Raw genomic sequence first — 18,631 nt, forward strand, 5'->3', positions numbered from 1 at the left:
GAAAAGTTATGGAAGGTAAAAACGGTCAATTGCAACAACGCAAAGATGATGCACTCCCACGCGGCACCGGAAATCTTTGCCAGTGGTATGTCGAGCAGGCAGAGAACGCGACGCTGCGTGACGTTGAGGGCAATACCTGGATTGACTTCGCGGGCGGTATCGCGGTGCTGAACACCGGCCATCGCCACCCGCGCATCGTTAAGGCGATTGTCGATCAGTTAGAAAAATTTACCCATACTGCGTTTCAGGTCACGCCTTATGAGAGCTATGTTGCGTTGGCAGAACGCATTAACAGTGTGGTGCCAATTGCCGGTAAAGCTAAAACCGCCTTCTTCTCGACCGGTGCCGAAGCGGTAGAGAATGCCGTCAAAGTGGCACGCGCAGCAACGCGCCGTCACGGCATTATTACCTTTGGCAACGCCTTCCACGGCCGCACCTTCATGACCATGGCAATGACCGGCAAAGTAGCGCCGTATAAACGCGACTTTGGTCCGATGCCTGCCTCGGTGTGGCATGCACGTTATCCGAACCCGATAACCGGTATCAGCGTTGAAGACGCACTTGCCAGCCTGCACGATATCTTTACCCAGGATATTGCACCACAGGACGTAGCCGCGATTGTGCTGGAGCCGGTGCAGGGCGAGGGTGGCTTCCACATTGCCCCGCCTGAGTTCCTGACTCGCCTGCGTAATCTGGCCGATGAGCACGGTATTCTGCTGATTGCCGACGAAGTGCAAACGGGCTTCGCTCGCACCGGAAAACTCTTTGCGATGGACCATTACGATGTCAAACCTGACCTGATAACCATGGCAAAAAGCCTCGCAGGGGGCATGCCGCTGTCGGCGGTAAGCGGTCGCGCAGAAATAATGGACGCGCCGGGTCCCGGCGGCCTTGGAGGCACTTACGCCGGAAACCCGCTGGCAATTGCGGCGGCGCATGCGGTGCTTGATGTTATTGCCGAAGAGCAGCTTTGTGCACGTTCGGTACGACTCGGGGCTCAGTTGGTCGATTTCCTGAGCAGTGCGCGTGCCAACTGCTCGGCCATCACCGATATCCGCGCGTTGGGCTCGATGGTCGCCGTGGAGTTTTCACAGGCGCAAACGGCTCAGGCGATTCAGCAACAGGCAATGGCGCGTGGTTTATTGCTGTTGACCTGTGGTCCGCAGGGCAACGTGATTCGCTTCCTCTATCCGCTAACCATTCCTGATACGCAGTTCAGCAAGGCGCTGGACATCCTCAGCGGCATATTGAAGCCATATCAGGATTCATAGGCATTCCTCAACTAACCCAGCCCGCACTGCGGTCTGGGCTAATCATCTGCTGCTGCCGGGCTGTACAGAGCACAACCCGAGAGACAATCTGGAGAATAACAATGAGTTCACAGAATGCCGATGTGCTGGCGCAAGGCCTCAAGCCGCGTCATGTACGGATGTTATCTATTGCCGGTGTGATTGGTGCCGGACTGTTTGTCGGCTCTGGCCATGCGATCGCCGAAGCAGGCCCGGCCGTGTTACTGGCTTACATCGCGGCCGGCGCACTGGTGGTATTGATTATGCGTATGTTGGCTGAAATGGCGATTGCCTCACCCGACTCCGGATCCTTCTCCTCCTACGCCGACAAATCACTGGGACGCTGGGCCGGTTTCACTATTGGCTGGCTCTACTGGTGGTTCTGGGTGTTGGTTATTCCGCTAGAGGCCAACGCCGCAGGCACTATCTTGCACGGCTGGTTCCCGCAGGTTGCAATTTGGGAATACACGCTGGCGATCACCACATTCCTGACGGTGACTAACCTGTTTAGCGTGAAGAACTATGGCGAATTTGAGTTTTGGTTTGCACTACTGAAAGTGGTTGCCATTATCGCTTTCCTGATTGCCGGCAGTCTGGCGATATTTGGACTCATGCCGGGCAGCAGTACGCAGGGTATTTCAAATCTTTATGCGACCCACGGCTTTATGCCTAACGGCATCAGTGCGGTACTGGCAGCCATTCTAACGACCATGTTCTCATTTATGGGAACCGAAATTGTTACCATCGCCGCCGCAGAATCGCGTGAGCCGAAAAAGCAGATTACCCAAGCCACCAACTCGGTTATCTGGCGTATCTCGTTGTTCTATCTGCTGTCGATTTTCATTGTGGTTGCGCTGGTCCCCTGGAATACGCCGTCGCTGATGAAAGCCGGTTCATACCAAACAGCGATGGAAATGATGAATGTTCCGTATGCGCGCCAAATCGTCGATGTGGTGGTGCTGGTAGCCGTTTGTAGCTGCCTTAACTCCGCACTTTACACCGCATCACGCATGCTTTATTCGCTGTCACGTCGTCAGGATGCACCCGCTGCTGCTTCTCGCACCACGCGCAGTGGTACCCCGTGGGTTGCCGTTATTGCCTCCACGGCAGCCGCGTTCATTGCGGTGATTTGCAACTATCTGGCACCCGCAGCGGTCTTTGAATTCCTGCTGGCAAGTTCAGGCGCCATTGCTTTACTGGTCTATCTGGTGATTGCCGCCTCACATTTGGTGTTGCGTAAAAAACGCGAGGCGCGCGGTGAAACACTCAGTTACCGCATGTGGCTATTCCCTGGATTAACCTGGGCAACCATGGTGTTCATCGTCGGAATACTCATCTCCATGCTGTTCAACCCACAACACCGTAGTGAAATCATCGCGACCGGCCTGTTAACGCTCGCCGTACTGGTCACCAGTCGTATTGTGCATCACAAACGCTCTATGGGTAAAAACGAGGAAACTTTGGCGCTGCGTTCGTAACGCGGGATATTTCGGGCAAGGATGCCTAAAGTTTTTAGGCGTATTGATGCGATGGTTGGGATAACGCTGAGGAGAACTGCCGAGATTGATTAACAGGTATAGGTAGTGTGAAGCGGAAACTTTGCGAGAGAGAGGGATAACTGAAAATGCATCGGGAAGAGTTTTCACGCTAATTTGTTGAGTCTAAATGAGATAAAGACTCGCGAAGATGCATGAGAACATAAATATGGCTCCTCTGACTGGGATCGCCTTTGCCAGTAACTGGCTATTAAATAGGCTAAACGTGAACTTATTTTCTGTCAAGACCACCATAATGACCACCAAAAATTGTGGGGTACTTAAGTCTGGTTTGAGTGATCCTCGGCATATGGTGATCGTTACTATGCTGTTTTCTGAAAAGTAAGCCCGGCTAAAGCTAGCATCAAAGATGCCTGTCCTAAGTGGAACTGTGTCCGATGAGGTCTGGCTGTATTCTCCAGTACTTGAAGCGGACATTACAAGCCTGGCTGTGTTAGTCAACTGGAGCGGATCAAGGGCGTGAAGCGGACGTAGATGCTTTGTGCAACTGCTGACAGGGAGCCAGATTCTTTTATGATAAAAAGGATTAAAAGCACCTCGTAACCCCCGTGTTTAGCTGTTTTCCCCGGAGTTTTCTAACAACACTCATTACTGCTTGCTGCAATAAACCTTTAATGCTAGGTTATGTATGAACGTTTGTTCATGTTTAATTAATGCGCTTTTTGAGGGGTAATAATGAACCTGGCTGAAAAAAACCGTAAGTTAATCAATGACTATTTCTATGCATGGTCACAAGGTGATGTGGCAACAGGTGAGAGCTTCTGGGCTGATGATTTTGTAGCCTATCAGGCTGGCCACAGTAAATTTGCCGGTCAGTTTCACGGAGGCAAAGATTTGCATGAACGCTGGGTAAAACCACTGTTAGAAATGTGCGATGGTAGATGGGTAGTGCTCGAAGCACCTCAAATTATCCTTTCCGGTGACGACGGCGTTGTCGTTATCGCGACTGAATCAATGGAAAGAGATGGAAAAGAAAAAATAGTCACCAAAAAGCTTGTGGTTTATACCATTGAAAATGAAAAAATTAAGACATGCAGAATGTATGATGGAGACCAGGGCGCAATTGACGATTTTTGGAATTAATATAAATTTCAGGATGCATGGATGCATCCTGAAATTTGGCGATGGCTAAGCCTGTTCCTCAAATTTTTCATTAAACTTTATAAGCCTGTTAATTCTATTCACCAACTCTCCGATCTGACATTTGTAATTTATTAAAAAAATTAACTTTCACTATGTTATGCCTTGCTACTTGTTGTTTTTGAAGCATATATATGTATTTTATGCTCACCATCATTTTTTCTTCTTAATAATCCTCCAGCCATAACTTTTAACTATACTCAAAAAAAACATTGATAACGAACGTTCGTTCATATACGTTGTAATCATCTGTCGAAGAACTGAATTTAAGGGTTTTATTAAGAAATATAATAAAACTTCTTGGAGAAGGTTACACAAAGTATGCAAATGTATTTTTTTAAGAGATGAGTTGAGGATTGGTTTTCTTACAAAAGACCGGAGAATACTACGTTCCCGTTGAGTCTTTCATGATTAATAAAAGGCGTCACTGCGCCTTAATTGGAGTGTTGTTGCATGAGCTATCGTATTGCAGTAGATACAGGGGGCACCTTTACCGATGTGGTGGTTGCCGATTCCAAACATAATTTAATCGTAAACAAGGCATTGACCGATCACTCCCGGGTATTTAACGGGATTAAGGAAGCCTTGGGTGTCACGGCCAGGACGTTGGGGATCACCCTCGATCATCTTATCTCCAATACCTCCATCTTTATTTATGCGACGACTCGTGCAACGAACGCCATTCTGGAAGATAAAACCGCACGCACTGCATTCCTGACCACAGAAGGATTCCAGGACACATTATTGCTGAGGGAAGGTGGACGTCCAAACGCTTATGATTTCTCTCAGGCTTATCCTGCGCCTTACACCCCGCGTCGCCTGAGTTTCGGCGTTGAAGAGCGTGTAGATGCCGAGGGTAACATCGTCAAGAAACTTGATGAGCAGTCTGCCCGTGAAGTTCTGCGCCAAATCAAGGCCGCGAAAGTTGAAGCTATCGGAGTCTCACTGCTTTGGTCTATCGCCAATCCCGAGCATGAAATCATGCTTGGCAAGCTTATCGAGGATGAACTTCCAAGCATACCTTACACCCTGTCTCACCAAATTAACCCGGTTATTCGCGAATATCGTCGCGCATCTGCCGCTGTGATTGATGCCTCCCTGAAGCCGTTGATGCAGCAGCATTTGCGCAATCTGGCCGTGGATCTCAAAGAAGCCAACTTTAAAGGTGAGCTGTTTACTGCGACTTCCTTTGGTGGCGTGATGAGTGTTGAAGGTCTGGTTGAAAGACCTATTTACTCAACTCGCAGCGGCCCTTCCATGGCACCCATTTCCGGCAAGGTCTATGGTCACGCCGAGCTGAATGCCAAAGACGTCATCATCTGTGACACTGGCGGTACCAGCTTTGACGTAAGCATGGTTCGTGATGGTAACGTCGTTTTCACCAATGAAACCTGGCTGGGCGGTCGCTATATCGGCCATCTGACCGGACTTTCTTCTGTGGATGCTCGCAGTATTGGCGCTGGTGGCGGGTCGATTGCCTGGGTAGATGAAGGTGGACTGCTGCGCGTTGGCCCAGAAAGCGCGGGCAGTGAACCAGGTCCCGCCGCATATGGAAACGGTGGGAAACATCCAACAGTTACCGATGCCGCCACAGTATTAGGTTATCTCAACCCGCATAACTTCCTTGGCGGACGCCTGGTGCTGGATGTGCAGGCTTCTCGTGCAGTTATCGCGACCATTGCCGATCCATTGGGTATCTCGGTGGAAGAAGCCGCGGTGGGAATCATGCGTATCGCCAGCGAGCATATGGTTCAGGCGGTGCAAGAAATTACCGTTAATGAAGGGGTCGACCCACGTGACTGCCTGATGGTTGCCGGTGGCGGCGCTGCGGGGTTAAACATCGCGATGGTGGTTAAAGAAACCGGTGCCAGGCAGGTGCTCATACCTCGCACAGCCGGTGGGCTGAGCGCCTGTGGTGCACAGTTCTCGGACATTATTTCAGAGTTCGTTGCCACTTCGCTGTTTAGTACTCGAGAGCCAAACTTCGAAAAGATTAACCAAGTCCTTGCAGGATTCGATGCACAAATTGACATTGTGGCAGCAGGGCTAGCCCAGCGTGATATTACTCAAATTGAGCGCAGCTACTTTGCAGAAGTGCGTTATGAAGGCCAGGCATGGGAACTGGAAGTCCCTCTTCGTCAGGGACGCTTCACCACTCAGGCTGATATTGACCAATTCGTGGAAGATTTCCATGCAGTTCACCATCGTGTGTTTGCCGTGATTGACCGTGGTTCCTTTGTTGAAGCCGTTTCCTGGAAAGCACGCATGACGGCTATCGTCGCCAAACCAGAGTTGGTGGTGATGAATACCGGCAATAAAGACAAGCCTCACGACACTCGTCTGGCTCACTTCCATGACACCGGTGCAGTGAATGTACCTTGCTACGATGGTCCGGAATTGCCTGTAGGCACTGTAATTCAAGGCCCTGCCATCATTGAAGAACCGACGACCACCGTCGTTGTTTATCCGGGAATGGCGGCGACCGTCACGTCCTACAAAAACTATCTCATCGATTTGGAAGCATGATTATGACGACTTCAACCTCGGCTACTTCAACTATTGATCCGGCTACACTTGCTGTTATCGCCAACCGCGTTAACGCCATTTTGCGTGAGATGACCAATACCCTATTACGCAGCGGGCGTTCAGCTATTTTGACCACGGCACGCGATTTCTCTTGTTCGATTGTTACGGCAGATAACCGACTCTTGGCTACCGCAGAAGGTCTGCCGGTACATATTTTTGGCTCGCATTTGCAAACCGCGACCATGTCTAATTTGCATAAAGACATCGAGCAGGGCGATGCCTTTTTGCACAACGACCCTTATAACGGCAATACGCATGCGGCAGACCATACCATTTTGGTGCCGGTGTTTATTCAGGGTAAGCATCTGTTTACAGCCGTTGCCAAGGCGCACCAGGCTGATATTGGGAATAGCTTCCCGACAACCTATATGCCGATGGCAAAAGACGTCTACGAAGAAGGGGCGCTGATCTTTACGGCAACCCGCATTCAACGTAACTATGAAGATGTTCAAGACATTATTCGCCTTTGCCGGATGCGCATTCGCGTACCTGACCAGTGGTACGGTGACTACCTTGCTTGCCTGGGATCTGCCCGTATCGGCGAACGTCGCCTAACCGAGCTGGCTGAAAAATATGGCCTAGAAACTATTCAGACCTTTGTCGAAGAATGGTTTGCTTACTCTGAGCGTCGCATCGAACATGCGATTAAGAAGATGAAATCCGGCACTTATGAAGCCCTTACGCATCATGATCCGCTGCCTGGCATTATCGATGAAAGCATTCCGGTTAAAGTGGTTGCGAAAGTCGATGCTGATGAAGGGCGCATCGTTATTGATCTTCAGGACAATATCGATTGTCTGCGTGCGGGGATCAATATGTCACGGGCCACGTCTACCAACTGCGCGGTGACCGGTATTTTCAACATACTGGATGCAGACATGCCGCACAACCACGGCACGCTGCAACGCATTGACGTCAAGATCCGTGAAAACTGCATCGTGGGTTATCCGGTTCATCCGACCTCTTGTTCCATGGCGACCAGCAATCTGGCTGACCGCGTAATTAATGCCACTCAGACGGCATTATCCTCTGCCGGCAGTTTCGGACTGGCCGAAGGCGGAGCTTCATTGGGCGTGGGTACTTCGGTGATCGCCGGTAAAGATAGCCGCCGAAATAATGTGCCTTACGTGAACCAACTGGTCGTGACTGCTATGGGCGGCGCTGCGTCTTCCGTTGCTGATGGTTGGCTGACGATGGGCGTTCCGGTAACGGGGGGGCTTTTGTTACGTGACTCTATTGAAGTCGATGAGCAGAAATATCCTGTTCATTTTGAAAAGCTTGAACTGGTTATTGATTCAGGCGGTGCTGGCAAGTTTCGAGGCGGTGCCAGTACTCTGGTCGAATACAGTCCACGCTTTGGCGATATGACAGTGGCCGTTTTTGCAGATTCACGTGTTAACCCGGCTAAAGGTACGCAAGGTGGTTTGTCTGGTCGTGGTCATTTCATGTGCCTTAAAGATAAGGCCTCAGACAAAGAAGAAAACATTCCTTCATTTGGACAAATGGTGATGACCTCAAGCCAGAGCATTGTGGGCATCGATGCGGGCGGTGGTGGTTATGGTTCACCGCTTCAGCGTGATACGCAGAGAGTTTTGAACGACGTACTTGAAGGCTATGTCTCTCTTGAGAAAGCCAAATCTGTTTACGGTGTCGCTTTCACCGGCAAGATTATCGATGAATCTTTGGCTGTCGATATTGATGCAACACGTCAGTTGCGCGCCTAAAGGCTAGGGCAGAGGCCCCGTAATGAGCCTCTGTGTTTTACCTTTTAAAACCAAACTTTCTTTAAAGACACTCTTATACTCAGGAATTTAAAATGCGCTCATTGCAGAAAATTACCGACGTTACGTTCTCTCAGCCTTACGGTCCTGCACAGATTTACCATGCTCCTCCTTATAAATACCGCAATGCTTTCAGCATAAATATGCTGTATACCATTGAAAAAAATGGCATTGTTGATTTTCTTCCTCCGGGTGTGGAATTGGCAGATAAGGATCCCGTGATTTCAGCCGTAGTTAGCGCTTATCCCGAGACGCCGTTTGGTGTTTATAACGAAATGTGGTTTTACGTCAGAGTAAAATTTGAAGGTAAAATCTATATGTATAATCCGGTCATCTATGTTGACAGTGACAGCTCAATGGCCTGTGGCCGTGAAATGTGGGGTTTCCCGAAAAAAATTGCTGAAATGCAAATGCTTCATGAAAGTGGGAAGTGGATTTTCCACGGCAGAAAAAATGGCAAACCCCTCATTGACGTGATTTTTTCCCCGGAAACTCAACCTGGATTTCCTTCAATGATCGGTGAGATTTCTTATCCAAGCCTGACCTGCCGCATAATTCCAAACCGATTAGGAAGAGGTGAGCCTGATATTGCACAGCTCATTACTGTGTCTAATCCTAAAACAATCCTCAAGGATGGATTTGGGAATGACCAACGCTGGTTGGGGGCAGTAAATATCACGCTGGGCGAACTGGACCCCACTAATCCTGTGTACCTTTTCCAACCAAAAGAAGTGCTGCAATGCTGGATGTCTTATTATGATGCTGATTTGCCAGAGGGCGAACTTCTTTATGATTATAAAACTCAATCTAGCGACATTTTATAACAGTAAACTAGCATTCAGAATAAAGGTGACAGCTTATGAGTAGCAATACGAAATATCTGCGTGGTCCGTTCGACTGGGCGAGAAATTTGGAATATTCGCAGGCGGTAAAAACACAAGGGCTGGTCTTTGTTTCTGGTCAGTATGGCGCTGGAAGTGAAGGTGAAGTAGTTTCCGATGATTTTCGTGAGCAAACTATTGCGACCTTTGAAAATCTAAAAAAAGTCTTGCAAGCATCAGGCAGTGATTTCTCAAAAGTCGTTCAAATGAAATGTTACATCCTGGACGGCGCAGACTATCCTATCTTTAAGGAAGTCAGACGCAGTTTTATGCCAGAGGGTGTGTCCCCGGCTTCAGTTGTGATGTGCGTTCCCGCTTTCGCTTTTAAAGGTATGAAGATTGAAGTGGAGGCAGTTGCAGAAGTTTGACCCGGAGATTGTTAAGATTTTTTGGGCCTCAGAGTGTGAATAAACGTTCTTTCACTGATCTGGGGTCAAAAAGCTTTTCCCGACTGTTATCGACCTGTATCATTTGGTGAACAGATACCAATATTATTAAATATTGGAGAAAATAGTTCATATTTACTGTGGGGGCATGTTTATTTCGCCACGCAAAGAGGGTGACATGATAACAGAACAAAGACAAAATGACCTGAATAATCATAGTGATAATGCTGATCATGCATCAGACCAAAAACCCTTTCAAACTCCCTATCTGGCTCGAATTAAGCTTAATGGTGTAGAAAGCGGTAGTCCTGAGGCGGCGACGCACGGCACAAGTGGCAAAGTACTCCTGTCAGCAATAAATTTATTTGCCACCCGGGGTTACAACGCTTGTTCAATGCGTGAAATCGCGAAAGCAGTAAATATTGGCGCACCCGCAATTTATAACCATTACGATGCCAAGACAGACATTCTTATTGCGGCATTAGATTATGTGCTGAGTACGTTCTACGCTGCAATCCTAAAGCACCCCATACCTCGAGCTCCTGAAAATGCCCTTTTCTGTGTATTGCGCCGCCACGTACTCTTTGCGGTGATGAACCGTACATTTGCTCGTGCCGCGGCGTCGCTCCTTAACCCTGAACTCATGATGAGAGAGCTGCCTGACGAGGCCAGGGTGAAATACACACAGGCGATGAAAGAGTACCGCCTTATTTTGAAAGAGTTGATTGAACAGACTATCCCTCATGACGCCAAAATTGATACTGCGTTGCAAGTCTTCCTGGTTCATCAGATTGTTGATCGGGCGGGTGAATGGTATGAGCCCGATAGTCCTCTTGATCCTGCTGACGTAGCCGATCAAACTCTTGAACTTGTCGCCAGAATGCTAAAACTTCCTTCAAAATAATCATTATCTACTTCACATTTCTACTTCTGGTGGCTACAAGGTCCAGGTAAAGCCTTTGCCATCAGTTAAAACCGACTACGCATTGCTCTAAGAGTCTATCCCATTAGGGATATTTTACTTGCCATTTTGTCCCTGGGCAGTGCTCAGAATCCTCAGGTACTACGTGTACGCTCCGGTTCCTCCGCGCTGTCCGTGTCCAAACTGGCTGCGACAATTACGCCTACTGGGATAGGCTCTAAGGTGCACCCCGCCAGCCATATAATTTTCCTATGGGTATAATATTTTCATTACACAATTGTAATATATCCTTGTAAATCAATTAATTAATTATCTATTGTCACAAGTGGTTTAGTAAACTAATGCTTGTGAACGAACGTTCGCTCCTATAGTATCAATGTAAGGGTTAGATTTAGTGCCAGTTTGAGCACACGGTATATTTGCTGAAGAAAGCGAATGATTAATATTGACGAGAGAGCTATATGAAAAATCGAAATCGGTAATGTAGCAACACCTTTAAATAAATCCTGTGATCGTTAATCACTACACCACACAGTAATATTTTTCACTATCATTGCTGCGCAATTAATAATGCGTTCGGAGCCAGATCATGTCTGAAGAAGTATCAAGCTCTCTTGAAAGTACGGCTGCATTAAATTCTACCGTGGATCAGGGACATAAACAGCTCACAGGTAGAATAAGTCTTTTAGAATTGCTGTCTACCGTTCTTGCATACTCTGCTCCGATAGCGGTAGTTTCAGGCTTTATCCCCTTCGTTATTGTATTTAATGGAATTGGTGCGCCATTAATTTTCGTGGCCACAATGATATTAATGCTGGTCTTCGCGGTAGGATTTACCAAGATGACCCAGTATATTGTCAATCCAGGGGCATTTTATGCTTATATTACCGCTGGTTTGGGTAAAGTGCCGGGGTTAGGTGCAGCATTTTTAGCTATCTATGGTTATCTTTTATTAACTTTTTGCACCATGCCTTTTTTAGGTATTAATTTCAGAGACCTTGTGCATAATACATTTTATGGGCCTGAAATTCCGTGGTACTTCTATGCCTTACTTTGCTGGGCAGCGTGCAGTGTCTTGTCATTTCTCAAGATAGAATTATCCACTAAAGTGTTGACCACGGCGATGATCCTTGAAGTCCTTATTGTCGTGATATTTAATATTTCTGTTATTTCTCATGGTGGAGCGCAAGGGTTTAATACTGAACCCTTTACCTGGAAAGCCTTTACCTCTGGATCGGTAGGATTAGCGTTACTGTTTGCAGTCACCGTATTCATTGGGTTTGAAGCAACGGCCGTCTTTCGTGATGAAGTGAAAGACCCGGTCAAAACCGTGCCCCGTGCAGCCTATCTGGCGGTGCTATTCATTGGGCTGTTCTATGCCCTGGCGGCTTGGATACTGATTACAGCATTTGGTGATAACGCCGCCGTTGAATATGCCAATAAAAGCCCGGCAGATATGTTCTCGGTGGCCATGCTGCGGTACGTGGGCCAGATGGGCGTCGACGTGACACGCGTTCTGCTTGTAACATCACTTTTTGCATCCATGTTGTCAGGTTGGAATATTGTTGCACGCTATTTATATACTTTAAGTAAAGACGGTGTTTTGCCTAAATCGATTTCAGCGGTTCACCAAAAACATAACTCCCCGTATATTGCGAGCATATTTGTCAGTGCGTTAACGTTAATTTTGGTGTTGGCATTTATTTTAATAAAAAGCGATCCTGTTGTTATTTATGGACAGGTTGCAGGGGTGGGCGGTTTCGCAATTATGCTGTTGATGTTTATTACCAGCGTTTCAGTATTCTTCTTTTTTATCCGCTCATCTATCAAAAGCGTAAGCAAGTTTAAATCTGTAGTAGCCCCTGTGGTTTCATCTATAGGGCTGTTGATTATTCTCTACCTTGCCATAAGCCATTTTGATTTGCTGATTGGAGGAGGGAAGATGCAGGCGATTATTCTTGAGTGCATCACCTTTGGGGTGTTTATCCTTGGGAGCGCTGTTGCACTGTACAATAAAAATAGAAGGCCTGATGTTTATCGTCGCATTGGTGGTAATAGAATTTAAGCTATCAATTTAAATTGTTTTTGATTAGTCACTTATCGAGGTATTTATGAAAAGCTTTAATCGTCTGGAAGGCAAGGTTGCTATTGTCACCGGCGCGGCTACGGGTATTGGCCGCGCAATCGCTATCGCGTTTGCTAATGAAGGTGCAAAAGTTGTCGCAACAACCAATCGAAATATCGAGGGGTTGAAAGAAACACAATCCATGGCGTCGGCCGGAAGTATTCATATTATTCAGGCGGATTCTGCAGTAGCCAGAGACGTTGACGGCATCATTAAATACGCAGAAAGTGAATTTGGAAAGCTGGATATTATTTGTAATAACGCAGGGATTGTCACCGATGCATTATTGGCAGACATCTCAGAAGAGGATTGGGATCGGACGATTGATATTAATCTCAAAGGTGCTTTTCTGGGATCAAAATATGCGATTCCAGCCATGCAACGTAACGGCAGTGGCGTAATTATAAATATCGGCTCTGTTAACAGTTTTGTTGGCGAAGACTTGCATGCTGCTTATTGCGCGTCTAAAGGCGGAGTCCTGATGCTGACCAGGTGCGCGGCTCTTGAATATGCTAAAGACAACATTCGCGCCAATGTCATCTGCCCGGGCTGGATTGATACTCCAATGAATACTGAATATATCGAAAACCTGGGTGGTCTTGATGCGGTTGAGAAAATGCTCAAAAGTGTTCAGCCATTAGGCACAGGTAAGCCTGAACAAATTGCCTCCGTGGCTGTTTTCCTGGCTTGCGAAGAGTCCAGCCTCATTACCGGCACCTCCATCCTCGTTGATGGCGGATTAACCGCGCAATAACCGTGACCCTGCCGCGCCGGTGTCTGAATCGCATCGGCGTCCTGCAATGGCTGTTACGGGCATGTTATTTCCTGTTGGGAACAACACCCTGGAGTTTTAGGAGCAATGATGAGTAATAATGAAGGTCTTCAAGGCTGCCCTGTTATGCATAACAACATTGTGGCTCGCAGCGGCGGCTGCCCTGTCATGCACTTAGATTATGCAAAGATTCGCCCGGTAGGTTCTTATCGAGAAATGTGGAAAGATATTCGCGACGATGGAACGCCTGTGCGCGTTAGTACATTTGGCCAGGGGTTTTGGGTAGTCACGACTCCAGAATTAGTGCGCGAAGTCTATTTAAAAGCCGATATTTTTACGACTGAATCGGTTATGGCTGTTGAACCCGAAACCAAGCATGAGCATGTTCTGCTGCCACTTAACGTCAATCCCCCGCATCACCGTAAATATCGAGAGCTGCTGGCCCCGTGGTTTTCACAAGAACGTATTGCGCTCTTTGAACCCATTTTGCGTGATTCTTCACGCAGCCTGATTCAAAATTTTTTCCCTAAAGGCGAAGTTGAGGCTGCCTGGGATTTCTGCGCGTTATTACCCATTAATAGCTTACTGCGCATAGCAAATATGCCAATGGAACTGGCACCTAAACTGATGGATGCCATCAACGATTTCACGCGCGGTTTTGGCGGTCTCGAGGCAAGTGAGACAGGGGGCACTGAGCTGATGGATGCCGCCGTCCAGTCAATTCATGACATTACCAACATCATGATTAATGACCGTAGAAAAAAACCATTAGATCCAGAGAACGATCTGTATACCCATTTAACAACGGTGAAAATAGAAGACCGATTACTGACTGATGACGAAATTCGCCAGATAGGCCTCATTTACGTGGTTGCCGGAATGGAGACGATTCGAGCACAAATGGGATGGGTGCTTTATCACCTGGCAAAAGTCCCCGGTGACCGTAAAAAAATTCATGATGACCCTACGCTAATACCTACGTTTATAGAAGAAGTGATCCGCTATTACACCGTGATTTGGGGCGTAGGTCGCAAGGTGGGAAAAGATATCGACTGGCACGGTGTTGAATTAAAAAAAGGCGATATGGTTTATGCCCTCAACGACGCTGTTAATCGTGATTCTAAAAGATTTACCGATCCAGACGAATTTCTGGTTGATCGTAAAGTTGGCCCACATTTCTCCTTTGGTTTTGGTGCCCATAGTTGCATTGGCATGCACCTTGCGCGTGCTCAGTTGCAAATTGCTATGGAGGAATTTCATGCCCTTATTCCTGACTATTCAATCGCCGAAGGGGCGGAATTAGTGGAAAGGGGTTCTGAGGTGACTATTCAGTCTTTGCCTTTAACCTGGGCAGTATGAAAGTCAGATGTTGAATGAATATAAGTTACAGATTATTAAAAGTAAGGTGGAAAGATCATGAGTAATAATGAAAAGAAAATTTTGTTGAAAGTAAAATCACGTGTTAAGGAAACTAATGACGTTGTTTCTCTCGAATTTGTCAGTGCTGATGGTGAAGCATTACCTTCATGGCAAGCGGGGGCCCATATCGACCTTATTTTTGATGATCAATGCGTACGACAGTATTCCCTGTGTGGTCCCTTAGATGATAATAGCGTGTGGAGAATAGGCGTATTGCTCGCGCCTAACAGCCGGGGGGGCAGCCAGCGAGTTCATGAGCTCAGAGAAGGGGACACTGTTTTATCCCAAGGCCCGCGCAACCATTTTGAATTAGTCAGTGCGCAACAATATTTATTTATTGCTGGCGGGATTGGTATTACTCCCATACTGGCCATGGTTGATCAGGCGGAGAAGTCTGGGGCCGACTGGAAACTCGTTTACGGTGGCAGAGACCGCGCGTCAATGGCATATCTGGGCGAAATTGAAAAATATACTGACAAGGTATTTCTGGAACCGCAAGCTGAAGTCGGGCATATCAATCTGGCGGGATGGATTGGCGGTGTGGATGACAGTACTTATGTTTATTGCTGTGGCCCGGAACCATTACTGCATGCTGTAGAAGAGCATTGCAAAGCCCGACATATTAATAAGCTCGTTATTGAGCGCTTTGCGGCAAGAGCGCAGGCCGAACCGGTTATGAATGAAACTTTCGAAGTCATTCTTCAACAGTCTGGGTTAACGCTGCAAGTCAAGCCAGGCCAGACCATTTTACACGTTGTGGAAGCTGCTGGCGTTTATGTCACGGCATCCTGCTGTGAAGGCGTGTGTGGGAGCTGCGAAACCATGGTAATTAGGGGAATTCCTGAGCACCGTGACTCAGTGCTGACTGATGATGAAAAAAGTGCAAATGATCGAATGCTGATTTGTGTTTCCAGAGCGATGTCGTCTGAGTTAGTGCTTGATTTATAGTATGTAAGATATACATCTGGTTTCGGAAGCACTTCCTTGCAGTGGACATTTTTCATCTTTAACGCTCAGCTCTAAATTGGCTGATCTACCTGGTTTTACATGAAAGTGCCGCCGTTGGCTAACGGCCAAAATCCGCTAAAGTGGGTCCCGTCCAGTGGCTGATTTTACGTTAAAAAAATCAGGCAATAATGCTTTATCTTGTGTCGTGACGGCGTTTTTTATAGATAGATTGTTCAATCCCATATTCTGATACTGTCATTATAAGTGCGATGGTAGGTGTAAAATCAGATGGCTAAATCGCGGTACCCGGTAGCGGAAAGGCTGCCATTTATAAAATACGTTAGCGCGAGACATGGCAAGTCTGATGTCGCACCAGATGGCAGTGAAAGCGTACTAATTACTTGCAAAATATAATATTAAAAGAGTTTACGTCAGGACACGCAACTATTTATCGTTGCAATTTTTTGTGAGTGAATTTATGCGTAGGAATATTGAATAGCTAAAATTTTGAGGCTGATATGCAAACCCGTCTTAATGGTAAAGGTATTGTTGTAATTGGTGGCAGCAGTGGTATGGGGAAAGCGCAGGTAAGACGTTTTATTATCGAGGGGGCTAAAGTTCTTATTGCTGATCGCAATGTCGTTGCAGGAGAAGCATTGGTACAAGAACTGGGTGATTCAGTGCAATTTATCCAGCACGATGTCCGTGATGAGAATAACTGGAAGAATGTTATCCGCTTTGCAGAAGACTTCTTTGACGGTCCAATTGATGGTCTGGTGAATAATGCGGGCATTCTTGTAGAAGCCTCTCTGGAGGACACCAGTCTGGAAACGTACCAGGAACTGATTGATATTATGCAAGTGGGTGCCTTTTTAGGGATGAAAGCAGCCGCTACATCAATGAGAGCGAAAAAGGGTGGGTCGATTATCACAGTCTCTTCAACTGCCGGTATTGTTGGCTACCCATGTTGTTTTGCTTACACTGCCGCGAAGTTTGCCGTACGGGGAATGACCAAAGCCGCAGCGCTGGATCTTGCAGATGCAAATATACGGGTGAATAGTGTACACCCCGGTGATACTGAAACACCGATGATTGAAGGTCTGGGATATCGTGCCGACGCTGTTCCGCTAAAACGTTTTGCCGAAGTGGATGAGATAGCTTCATTGGTACTGTTCTTATTATCAGATGAGTCTACATACATCACCGGCGCAGAAATGGTTATTGATGGTGGTTTTACCGCCCAATAGAGGCTTTCTCTGTAGTGATGTGATGGACGCCCCTTCCTAAGGTAGTCAGTGCCATACTTTTACTGACTGCATTAATCCGGGAGTAACATCACATGAACACGATCAGAGTTGTTGGTGTCGATATCGCCAAATCTGTATTTCAGGTATGCGTCTGGAATGTTGATGGATCCGTCGCATTGAATAAAAAAATCTCACGTTCCAAATTGCTGGATACCATCCGACAGTTCGAACCCGGTACACTTATTGCGATGGAGGCCTGCGCTACTTCTCATTTCTGGGGGCGAACCTTCGCCGCTATGTGAACCGTACCGGTTTTGTGGGAGAGTGTTAAGTCTGGGAACTCAGGCTGCCAGATCCTTTTTCCCGATGGAAGCGTAATATGCTTTTTCTGCTTCAGCAGGTGGGATGTGGCCGAGCCGCTCAAGCAGCCGACGATTGTTGTACCAGTCCACCCATGCCAGTGTGGCCAGCTCCACTTCCTGTCGGTTTTTCCAGCTCTGCCGGTGTATCACCTCCGCTTTATACTGCCCGTTAATACTTTCGGCCATGGCATTATCATAAGAGTCACCTGTGTTGCCCGTTGAAGCCAGAAGATCCGCTTCCTGCAGTCGCTGCGTGTACGCCAGCGATACGTACTGCGAGCCTTTATCCGAGTGATGGATAGTGCCGGACGGTCGCCGGGCCCACAGAGCCTGCTCCAGCGCATCCAGTACCAACGTGGTTTCCATGGACGATGACACCCGCCAGCCCACGATAACGCCTGCGAACACGTCGATGATGAACGCCACGTAGGCGAACCCCTGCCAGGTGCTCACGTACGTAAAATCTGCCACCCAAAGCTGATTGGGCCGTTCTGCCACGAACTGGCGGTTTACCCTGTCGCTTGCCGCAACGTCTTTCCGGCTGACCGTAGTCCGCACTTTTCTACCCCGAAGAACTCCGACCAGACCCATAGCCTTCATCAGTCGCGCGATGGTGCATCTGGCCACGCTGAAGCCCTCACGCTGTAAGTGCCTCCAGACTTTACGGATGCCATAGACGCTGTAGTTTTCGTCATACACTCGCTGTATTTCCGGTTTCAACTGGTCGTCACGATGGTCACGCTGACTACGTTTCTCCGGATGCTGGCGGTATTCACGGTGCCGGTAGTACGTCGACGGGGCGATATTCAGCTCATGACATACCGGTCCGACCCCGTGACTACCGCTGAGAGTACCCAGCAGCGGCATTATTTTTTCCACAGACGGTCGTACTCCGCCTTCGAAAATAAGCCGAGGCCTGGCGCAGAATATCGTTGCTGCGCCGCAGCTCACGAACCTCCTGCTCCAGCTCTTTGAGTCGCTGAGGCTCATCGCCTGTGAGCCCGCCATCACCTGCACCATTATTGCGTTCATGTCGACGCAGCCAGGCTCTGAGTGTGTCGGGGCTACAGCCAATTTTTGGCGCGATGGAGTTGATGGCGGCATGTTCAGAGTGATATTCACTGCGCTGTTCCAGCAGCATTCGGACAGCCCGCTCACGCAGCTCTGGTGGGTGACGGTTTGCTCGTTTGGATGTCATTTCGGGTCTCCTTTCACTG

Annotated in this window: 15 protein-coding genes, 1 pseudogene and 1 other annotated feature; of the genes and pseudogenes, 14 read left to right on the forward strand and 2 right to left on the reverse strand. The window is 47.8% G+C overall.

What is annotated here, in order from left to right:
• The first annotated feature begins 8 nt into the window (after positions 1 to 8).
• Together gabT and gabP are read left to right on the forward strand one after the other, a co-directional pair.
• Complete coding sequence (gene gabT, locus O1V65_RS03610) at positions 9 to 1,271, forward strand: 4-aminobutyrate--2-oxoglutarate transaminase (RefSeq protein ID WP_165429371.1); 1,263 nt, start codon at positions 9 to 11, stop codon at positions 1,269 to 1,271.
• Positions 1,272 to 1,366: 95 nt separating this feature from the next.
• Positions 1,367 to 2,767 carry a GABA permease gene (gene gabP, locus O1V65_RS03615; RefSeq protein WP_026110288.1) on the forward strand — a complete coding sequence of 467 codons (1,401 nt, stop codon included), beginning with the start codon at positions 1,367 to 1,369 and terminating at the stop codon, positions 2,765 to 2,767.
• Positions 2,768 to 2,950: 183 nt separating this feature from the next.
• On the opposite strand, the gene O1V65_RS23095 is transcribed toward gabP, so the two are convergent.
• Complete coding sequence (locus O1V65_RS23095) at positions 2,951 to 3,136, reverse strand: hypothetical protein (protein ID WP_337251915.1); 186 nt, start codon at positions 3,134 to 3,136, stop codon at positions 2,951 to 2,953.
• 384 nt (positions 3,137 to 3,520) lie between these two features.
• Between O1V65_RS23095 and O1V65_RS03620 the strand changes: the two genes are divergently transcribed.
• From O1V65_RS03620 to O1V65_RS03675, 12 genes and pseudogenes are all read left to right on the forward strand, one after another.
• Entirely contained in the window at positions 3,521 to 3,928 is a 408-nt protein-coding gene (locus tag O1V65_RS03620; protein ID WP_269130173.1) for a nuclear transport factor 2 family protein, read from the forward strand.
• A 510-nt stretch (positions 3,929 to 4,438) separates the two neighbouring features.
• Positions 4,439 to 6,511 (forward strand): hydantoinase/oxoprolinase family protein, encoded by a 2,073-nt coding sequence (locus O1V65_RS03625; protein WP_269130174.1) that lies wholly within the window; start codon positions 4,439 to 4,441, stop codon positions 6,509 to 6,511.
• 2 nt (positions 6,512 to 6,513) lie between these two features.
• Positions 6,514 to 8,295, forward strand: a complete 1,782-nt coding sequence (locus tag O1V65_RS03630; RefSeq protein ID WP_269130175.1) for a hydantoinase B/oxoprolinase family protein — start codon at positions 6,514 to 6,516, stop codon at positions 8,293 to 8,295.
• Between the two features lie 92 nt (positions 8,296 to 8,387).
• Entirely contained in the window at positions 8,388 to 9,176 is a 789-nt protein-coding gene (locus O1V65_RS03635) for an acetoacetate decarboxylase family protein (RefSeq protein ID WP_269130176.1), read from the forward strand.
• Positions 9,177 to 9,211: 35 nt separating this feature from the next.
• The gene (locus O1V65_RS03640; RefSeq protein ID WP_269130177.1) at positions 9,212 to 9,601 is read left to right on the forward strand and encodes a RidA family protein; all 390 of its coding nucleotides are present in this window, start codon (positions 9,212 to 9,214) and stop codon (positions 9,599 to 9,601) included.
• Positions 9,602 to 9,797: 196 nt separating this feature from the next.
• Positions 9,798 to 10,523 (forward strand): TetR/AcrR family transcriptional regulator, encoded by a 726-nt coding sequence (locus O1V65_RS03645; RefSeq protein ID WP_269130178.1) that lies wholly within the window; start codon positions 9,798 to 9,800, stop codon positions 10,521 to 10,523.
• Positions 10,524 to 11,130: 607 nt separating this feature from the next.
• A complete protein-coding gene (locus tag O1V65_RS03650) occupies positions 11,131 to 12,606 on the forward strand; it encodes an APC family permease (RefSeq protein WP_269130179.1) in 1,476 nt (491 codons plus the stop codon).
• A gap of 46 nt (positions 12,607 to 12,652) precedes the next feature.
• Positions 12,653 to 13,420 (forward strand): SDR family NAD(P)-dependent oxidoreductase, encoded by a 768-nt coding sequence (locus tag O1V65_RS03655; protein WP_269130180.1) that lies wholly within the window; start codon positions 12,653 to 12,655, stop codon positions 13,418 to 13,420.
• Between the two features lie 105 nt (positions 13,421 to 13,525).
• Entirely contained in the window at positions 13,526 to 14,797 is a 1,272-nt protein-coding gene (locus O1V65_RS03660; protein ID WP_269130182.1) for a cytochrome P450, read from the forward strand.
• A 57-nt stretch (positions 14,798 to 14,854) separates the two neighbouring features.
• A complete protein-coding gene (locus tag O1V65_RS03665) occupies positions 14,855 to 15,805 on the forward strand; it encodes a PDR/VanB family oxidoreductase (protein WP_269130184.1) in 951 nt (316 codons plus the stop codon).
• A gap of 518 nt (positions 15,806 to 16,323) precedes the next feature.
• Positions 16,324 to 17,052 (forward strand): SDR family oxidoreductase, encoded by a 729-nt coding sequence (locus O1V65_RS03670; RefSeq protein WP_269130185.1) that lies wholly within the window; start codon positions 16,324 to 16,326, stop codon positions 17,050 to 17,052.
• A 92-nt stretch (positions 17,053 to 17,144) separates the two neighbouring features.
• Positions 17,145 to 17,351: pseudogene (locus O1V65_RS03675) on the forward strand (IS110 family transposase); the annotation flags it as partial.
• Between the two features lie 42 nt (positions 17,352 to 17,393).
• On the opposite strand, the gene O1V65_RS03680 reads toward O1V65_RS03675, so the two are convergent.
• A protein-coding gene (locus O1V65_RS03680; RefSeq protein WP_269130186.1) for an IS3 family transposase occupies positions 17,394 to 18,612 on the reverse strand; the annotation gives its coding sequence in 2 pieces (ribosomal slippage) (positions 17,394 to 18,315 and positions 18,314 to 18,612; 1,221 coding nt in all).
• Positions 18,210 to 18,325: a sequence feature (AL1L pseudoknot), on the reverse strand. Its footprint overlaps the gene before it by 116 nt.
• Positions 18,613 to 18,631: the final 19 nt, after the last annotated feature.

Source organism: Rouxiella badensis (genome assembly GCF_026967515.2).
GTDB lineage: Bacteria > Pseudomonadota > Gammaproteobacteria > Enterobacterales > Enterobacteriaceae > Rouxiella > Rouxiella badensis.